The organism is Novosphingobium sp. AP12 (assembly GCF_000281975.1).
In the GTDB taxonomy this organism is placed as follows: Bacteria; Pseudomonadota; Alphaproteobacteria; order Sphingomonadales; family Sphingomonadaceae; genus Novosphingobium.
The window spans coordinates 44,113-50,926 of record NZ_AKKE01000129.1 but is presented as its reverse complement, the minus strand read 5'-3'; the positions used below and the strand labels follow the sequence as shown (position 1 = coordinate 50,926).

At 65.0% G+C, this 6,814-nt stretch carries 4 protein-coding genes; 2 read left to right on the top strand and 2 right to left on the bottom strand.

The genetic code is table 11. The annotated features are described in order from the left end of the window. Positions 1-63 precede the first annotated feature (63 nt). Both PMI02_RS27305 and PMI02_RS18975 read right to left on the bottom strand, forming a co-directional pair. A complete protein-coding gene (locus tag PMI02_RS27305) occupies positions 64-705 on the bottom strand; it encodes a hypothetical protein (protein ID WP_007685843.1) in 642 nt (213 codons plus the stop codon). Between the two features lie 72 nt (positions 706-777). Next, the gene (locus tag PMI02_RS18975) at positions 778-2,547 is read right to left on the bottom strand and encodes a cation:proton antiporter (RefSeq protein WP_007685842.1); all 1,770 of its coding nucleotides are present in this window, start codon (positions 2,545-2,547) and stop codon (positions 778-780) included. Between the two features lie 133 nt (positions 2,548-2,680). On the opposite strand from PMI02_RS18975, the gene PMI02_RS18970 reads away from it, so the two are divergent. Together PMI02_RS18970 and PMI02_RS18965 are read left to right on the top strand one after the other, a co-directional pair. Further along, entirely contained in the window at positions 2,681-3,478 is a 798-nt protein-coding gene (locus PMI02_RS18970; RefSeq protein ID WP_007685841.1) for an outer membrane protein assembly factor BamD, read from the top strand. A gap of 796 nt (positions 3,479-4,274) precedes the next feature. Beyond that, positions 4,275-6,749 carry a TonB-dependent receptor gene (locus PMI02_RS18965; RefSeq protein WP_007685840.1) on the top strand — a complete coding sequence of 825 codons (2,475 nt, stop codon included), beginning with the start codon at positions 4,275-4,277 and terminating at the stop codon, positions 6,747-6,749. The last annotated feature ends 65 nt before the right edge of the window (positions 6,750-6,814 follow it).

Below are 6,814 nucleotides of genomic sequence, written 5' to 3'. Positions count from 1 at the left end.
GGGGCGTCCACAGATGGAAAGCAGACAGGCCGCTTTCGGATCAACTCGAAGGATTGCCGCCGCTCATCGAGAAGTTGATCCTTCAGCAAACTGCCAGAAGCGACGTGCTTCGAATCCTTCCGGGCTCATTGGTTCGGTGCCATGCTCATAGCATCCGTTGATCATAGCGTTCACGTCGGCTGCTTGACTGGGTGACAAGTCTCTCCGGTAGGCGATGGCACATGTCTGCTCTGGTATTGCCACTTCATAGTCCGCGCCGAGGGAATCTTCGAACAAATGCGGGAGAAGGAGACGTGATGGGCCGATGGCATCGTCGTGTAGCATGACCTTCAAGAACGGTACGCCGTCATCGTCTAGCTTCTCACCAGAAGCCGGGCGGTTCGCCGACATTCTTGAGAGATTTTCGAGTGCCTCTGCTCGCCAATCAATACCGGCATCGCCCCAAAACTGCGCCTCACGCTCAGTTACGTAGAAGAAGCTGTTCATTTCGCCGCATGTTGCCCAAGCCGCGCAGAAAGGAAGATCACCAATCTGGACGATTGGACCGGGCCATGCCGCACGCAGCAATTCCAGAGGCAGTATGATCGGCACGACGCGCGATAGATCACGATCCGCAGGCTCGGCACCACGACCAGCTTCCAGCACATCCAACGCGGTGCGCGACTTTGCCTTTCGGCTAAACCAATCGAGAAAACGCGGCAGCATTCAGGCGATATGCCCGTGACAAGCTATGTCCGCAACGGGGCGCTAGCTGCCATGTAGAGCCTTTCACCACTGTCACTCCGCCAGCTGCCCCGACTTCAGCGTCGGCTTTTCCGACAGTCCGCCGCGCTCCATGATCATCTCGCGGAATTCGTCGCGCTTCTCGTGGATGGAGGCGATCACCGGGCCGACCGCCACGCCGGTTTCCACCAGCGCCGCCTCGCTGAGCTGGAGCGAGCTTTCGAGCGTCTCGGGCACCGCGTAGCTGGCGCCTGCGCGGTAGAGCTGGGCGGCGTGGTCGGCGTCGCGGGCGCGGGCGAGGATGGGGAGGTCGGGGAACTGCAGCCGCAGCTTGCGCACGATGCGCTGGGCGGCGACCGGCTCGTCCATGGTGAGGATGATCGCGGCGGCCTCGCCTGCGCCGAGGCGCAGCAGGGCGTCGCCGCGCGCGGCGTCCCCGAAGGCGACGGTGTAGCCGCGCCGGCGTCCGTCGGCGACGAGGTCGGTGTTGCTGTCGACCGCGAGGTAGGGGCGGCCGTGACGCGCCAGCATGTCCGCGACGAGGTGGCCGACGCGGCCGAAGCCGACGATCAGGGTGCGCGGCTTGCTCTCGTCGTCCGCCGGCTGATGCGGCACGTCGGCGCTCTCGACCCGGCGGCCCATGATCTTGCCGCCGAGCGCGAGGAGCGGCGTGATCGTCAGGCCGAGCGCGGTCACGATCTGCCAGAACTGCGCGGTGCCCGGCTGGATCAGCTGCGCCGAGGTGGCCGCCGTCAGCACGATCAGCGTGGTCTCGGACGGGCTCGACATGAGGATGCCGGTCTCGGTCGCGGTGCCGCGCCGGGCGCCCATGACGCGCAGCATGAGGCCGGTCACCACGGCCTTGAGGACGATCACCACCACCGTCGCGATCAGGATCGATCCGAGGTTCTCCCACACCACGGCAAGGTCGATGCTCATGCCGATGGTGATTAGGAAGACGCCGAGCGCGAGGCCCTTGAACGGCTCGATGATCTCCTCGACCTCGGCGTGGTATTCGGTCTCGGCGATGAGCAGGCCTGCGACCAGCGCGCCGACGATGGGCGACAGGCCCGCCGCCGCCGTCGCCAGCGAAGCGAGGATCACCACCAGCAGGCTGGCGGCGAGGAACAGCTCGGGGCTTTTGGTCCGGGCGGCCTGGGCGAAGAGGGGGGGCAGCAGGTAGCGGCCGAGGATCAGCAGGCCGCCGATCGCGACGGTGCCCCACAGCAGCGTGTGCAGCAATTCGCCCACCCCGTCGCTGCCCGCATGAGGGGCGAGCGCACCGAGCAGGAAGATGATCGGCACCAGTGCGATATCCTCGAACAGCAGCATGGCGAGCGCGGCGCGGCCGACCGGGGTGGTCGTCTCGGTGATCTTGAGGACCAGCGCGGTCGAGGACAGGGCGAGGGCCAGGCCCAGCGCCATGGCACCGGCGAAGCTCTGCCCGATGGCGGCGAGGATGAAGGTCAGCGAGCCGCCGATCACCAGCAGTTCCAGCGATCCCAGCCCGAACACCATGCGCCGCATCTGCCACAGGCGCCCGAACGACAGCTCCAGCCCGATCGAGAACAGCAGCAGGATGATCCCGAACTCGGCGAAGACCTCCAGCCCGTCGGGATCGGTAATGGTGAGGTACGACAGCCATGGCAGGTCGAAGACGTGCCGGCCAAGGCCGAACGGACCCACCAGCAGGCCGACGAGGATGAAGCCAATGACGGGGGTGATGCGGAAGCGGTTGAACACCGGGATGACGATGCCCGCCGCGCCCAGGATCACCAGGGCGTCGGACATCACGGGAGAATAGAGATCGCTGCTGCCTGCCATTCATCGACCCTAAGGCACGGCGTGTCTTGATGGAACCGCGGAAGTGTCGGAAATGAGGGTGCCTGCGGATAGCCCCTGAAATCTGGCGCAACTTCACTTGGCGTTCATCGAAGCGCTGTCTATAGACCCACCCATGTTCGAACGCTCGCGCCTGAAGACCGCCCTCCTTGTCGCCGCCGCAGGCGCGATCGTGCTGACCGCCGGCTGTGGGGGTCGCGGGGGCAAGAATCGCGACACCGCCTATGTCGCGCGCGACGTCGACACGCTTTATGCCGCCGCGCAGGAGCGTCTGGAAACGGGCCGCACCAAGCAGGCCGCCGCGCTGTTCGACGAGGTTGAGCGCCAGCACCCCTATTCGCCCTGGGCCCGCCGGGCCCAGCTGATGAGCGCGTTCAGCTACTATGCCGCGCGCGATTACAACAAGGCAATCCAGTCGGCGCAGCGCTTCCTGTCGATCCACCCGGGCAACAAGGACGCGCCTTACGCGTACTACCTGATCTCGATCTGCTACTACGAGCAGATCAGCGACGTGACGCGCGACCAGCGCACCACCGAGCAGGCGAAGCAGGCGCTGACCGACGTGATGCGTCGCTACCCCGGCACGCCCTACGCGTCCGACGCCAAGCTCAAGATCGACCTCGTGAACGACCACCTCGCCGGCAAGGAAATGACCATCGGCCGCTCCTACGAGAGCAGCGGCAAGTGGCTCGCCGCGACGCTGCGCTTCCGCAACGTGGTCGACAACTTCCAGACCACCAGCCACACTCCCGAGGCGCTGTTCCGCCTGGTCGAGGGTTATCTCTCGCTGGGCGTGCCGGAAGAGGCGCAGAAGGCCGCCGCCGTGCTCGAGCGCAACTATCCCGGCAGCGAATGGTATGCCCGCGCGTACAAGCTGATGAACCGCCACGCTCCGGAAAACGTCGCCGCCTGAGTGAAACCTCCCCGACGGGGAAGATCGCGGACATACCGAAATACCCTCTGGCGATTGCGCGCCCAACGCCGGGAGAGATGAATCGAAGGAACTTCGGGTCGGCGCCGGGCGTCCTTGCCGGGAGGCGCTAGGCGGTCTTGTCCTGTCATCACGTGCGAATGGCCGGGTAACGGCAGGTACAGCCCGGCCGGCTGGGGGTGTTCCAAGGATCGGTCGCTTCGCCTGAATCGTCGGGTTCGCACCGGGCGCAGGCAGAGGGGACTCCCGGGAAACCGTTTCGACGAGGGAACGGCAGGCCAGAGCCACAATGGCCGGGTAGTCGCTTTGGGAGCGCCTCCCGCCCCTTTATCCGTCATTCCGGCGAAAGCCGGACCCACATGACGAAGACCGTTGTCCATCGGGCCGCCCCGATCGCCGATGCCGGAATCCCCTTCGCCCAGACGATGGTCATTCGTCGCGAAGGAGTTTCGCTTTATCGCCTGATAGCCAAAGTCTATTGTCCACTAAATCAGTTGAGATTAGGGATGCTCAACAAGAGGCGGCAACAGCCAAGAGGAGTTCATATGAGGGCGGTAACGGCGCGGCAAGGCTGAGCCGGGGCACAACGCTGGGTCAGGCCGGCACAGCCCGCATATTTCTCCAGACAACAGAATTCCAAGCGTCTTCGCGTACTGCATTCGTCCACGAAGCGGTGAGGCGTGTCCAAGCCATTCCTGCCAGGGGGGCAGGTTCATCAGCAGGTGCAGCCCGGATCACCGGATGCATTCAATTTTCGTGACACGAGGATTTGAATCCCATGCAATCGTTCGTCCGCCGCACTCTCCTTGCCACCACCATGCTCGCCTCGGCGGTCACCGGACTGCCCGCGGCTCATGCCGAGGAAGCTGCGGCCGCTCCTGCCGCAGCCGCGGACGACGACCAGTCCTCCACTTCGGTCGGCACCGGGGCGCATGATCGCGGCAGCGACATCGTCGTGACCGCGCGCCGCCGCAACGAATCGAGCCAGGAAGTGCCGCTGGCGATTTCGGTCGTGGGCGGGGACCACATCGATTCCACAGGTTCCTTCAACGTCGGCCGCCTCCAGCAGCTGACGCCGACGCTGCAATACTACTCGTCGAACCCGCGCAACACCGCCGTCAACATCCGCGGCCTGGGCGTTCCGTTCGGCCTGACCAACGACGGCATCGAGCAGGGCGTCGGCATCTACGTCGACGATGTCTACAATTCGCGCGTGGCGTCGGCGACGTTCGACTTCCTCGACGTGGCGCAGGTCGAAGTGCTGCGCGGCCCCCAGGGCACGCTCTACGGCAAGAACACCACCGCCGGCGCGATCAACATCACCACCAACCAGCCGACCTTCGATTTCGAGGGCAAGGCCGAGGTCTCGGTCGGCAACTACAACTTCAAGCAGGCCAAGGCCGCGATCTCCGGCCCGCTGTCCGAGACGCTGGCGGCGCGCCTCGCCGTCTCGTCGACCAGCCGCAAGGGCACCATCTACAACGTCGTCACCGACCAGCACATCCAGAGCCAGGACAACCTGGGCCTCCGCGGCCAGCTGCTGTGGAAGCCCACCGACACGATCGACGTGACGCTTGCGGGCGATTTCAGCAACCAGGACGCGGACTGCTGCGGCTCGGTCTACGTGCGCACGGGCCTGACCCAGCGCGCGCTCAACCGCCAGTTCGCCGCGCTGGCGGCTGCGCAGAACTACGCCCCGCCGAGCACCAATCCGTTCGACCGCCTGACCGATCTCGACACGCCGCTCAAGGCCAAGAACAAGATCGGCGGCGCTTCGCTGCGCGTGAAGTGGGAACTGGGCGAGGGCACGCTGACCTCGGTCACGGCCTGGCGTTTCTGGGACTGGGACCCTTCGAACGACCGCGACTTCACCGGCCTGCCGATCGTCGCCCTGTCACAGAACCCCTCGCAGCAGGACCAGTACACCCAGGAACTGCGCTACAACTACAGCAGCGACAAGATCGACTTCGTGGTCGGCGCCTTCGGCTTCTACCAGCGCATCGATACGCAGGGCACCGAGGCGCAGGGCGCCGCCGCCAGCCGCTGGAGCATCGCGCCGTCCAATGCGCTGTCGAACGATCCCTCGGTGCTCAACGGCCTCGTCGCCTACAACACGCAGTACCTCAAGAACACCAGCGCCGCGCTGTTCGGCCAGCTGAGCTGGCACGTGACCCCCGAACTGACCCTGCAGCCGGGCGTGCGCCTGAACTACGACAAGAAGGACGGCTTCTACCAGCGCCGCGTCTTCAACGGCCAGGGCACCGAGCTGATCCTCGATGGCAGCTACACCGCCCGTGAAACCGCGCAGCTCGCGATCTACACGCCGCAGGAAATCTCGCCCAAGTTCAGCGACTGGAACTTCAGCTACGACTTCACCGCGAGCTACAAGGTTGCGCCGGACGTCCTGCTCTATGCGACTTATGCCAAGAGCTTCAAGTCGGGCGGCATCAACCAGAACGGCGTTCCGGTCGATGCGCAGAACAACCCGATCCTCGCCTCCGCGACGGTAAAGCCGGAATCGGTCCACCACTACGAAGCAGGCATCAAGACCCAGTTCTGGGATCGCCGCGCGACCTTCAACCTCTCGATCTTCCGCTCCGACATCACCAACTACCAGGCCAACGTGAACAACGGCCAGTACGGCGTGCTGCGCGGCTACCTCGCGAATGCGGGTGAAGTGCGTTCGCAGGGCGTGGAAGCGGACTTCTCGGTCCGCCCGAGCGAGCGGTTCAACGCCTACGTCAACGGCGCCTACACCGACGCCACCTACAAGAAGTTCGTCGATGCGCCGTGCCCGCCCGAACTGTCCGGCGGCACCATCGTCACCGGTACGCAGACCCCCGGAGCGCCCGGCGTTCCCGGCGCGCTCAGCCCGGCCAACTGCGACATCTCCGGCCAGCGCCTGCCCGGCGTCTCGAAGTGGTCGTTCTCGTTCGGCGCCGAGGCCAATACCCCGGTCTCGCTGCTCGGCAAGGATGGCGAGGCGTACATCGGCTATGACGGCAGCGTCCGCTCGAACTTCTCGTCCAACCCCAGCCCTTCCGCCTACACCTGGGTCGACGGGTACAGCCTGCACAACTTCCGTGCCGGCTTCCGCACCGACGAGGGCTTCAACGTCTACGGCTGGGTCCGCAACGCCTTCGACGAGAACTACTTCGAACAGCTCTTCGTCGGCCCCGGCAACACCGGCCTGATCGCAGGGCTTCCCGGCGATCCGCGCACCTGGGGCTTCACGATCAGCTCGAACTTCTGATGCGACGGACGGTGATCGGTTTAGGTGGCTAAATCGATTGCAGAATGAAAATTTAGTAATTTCTT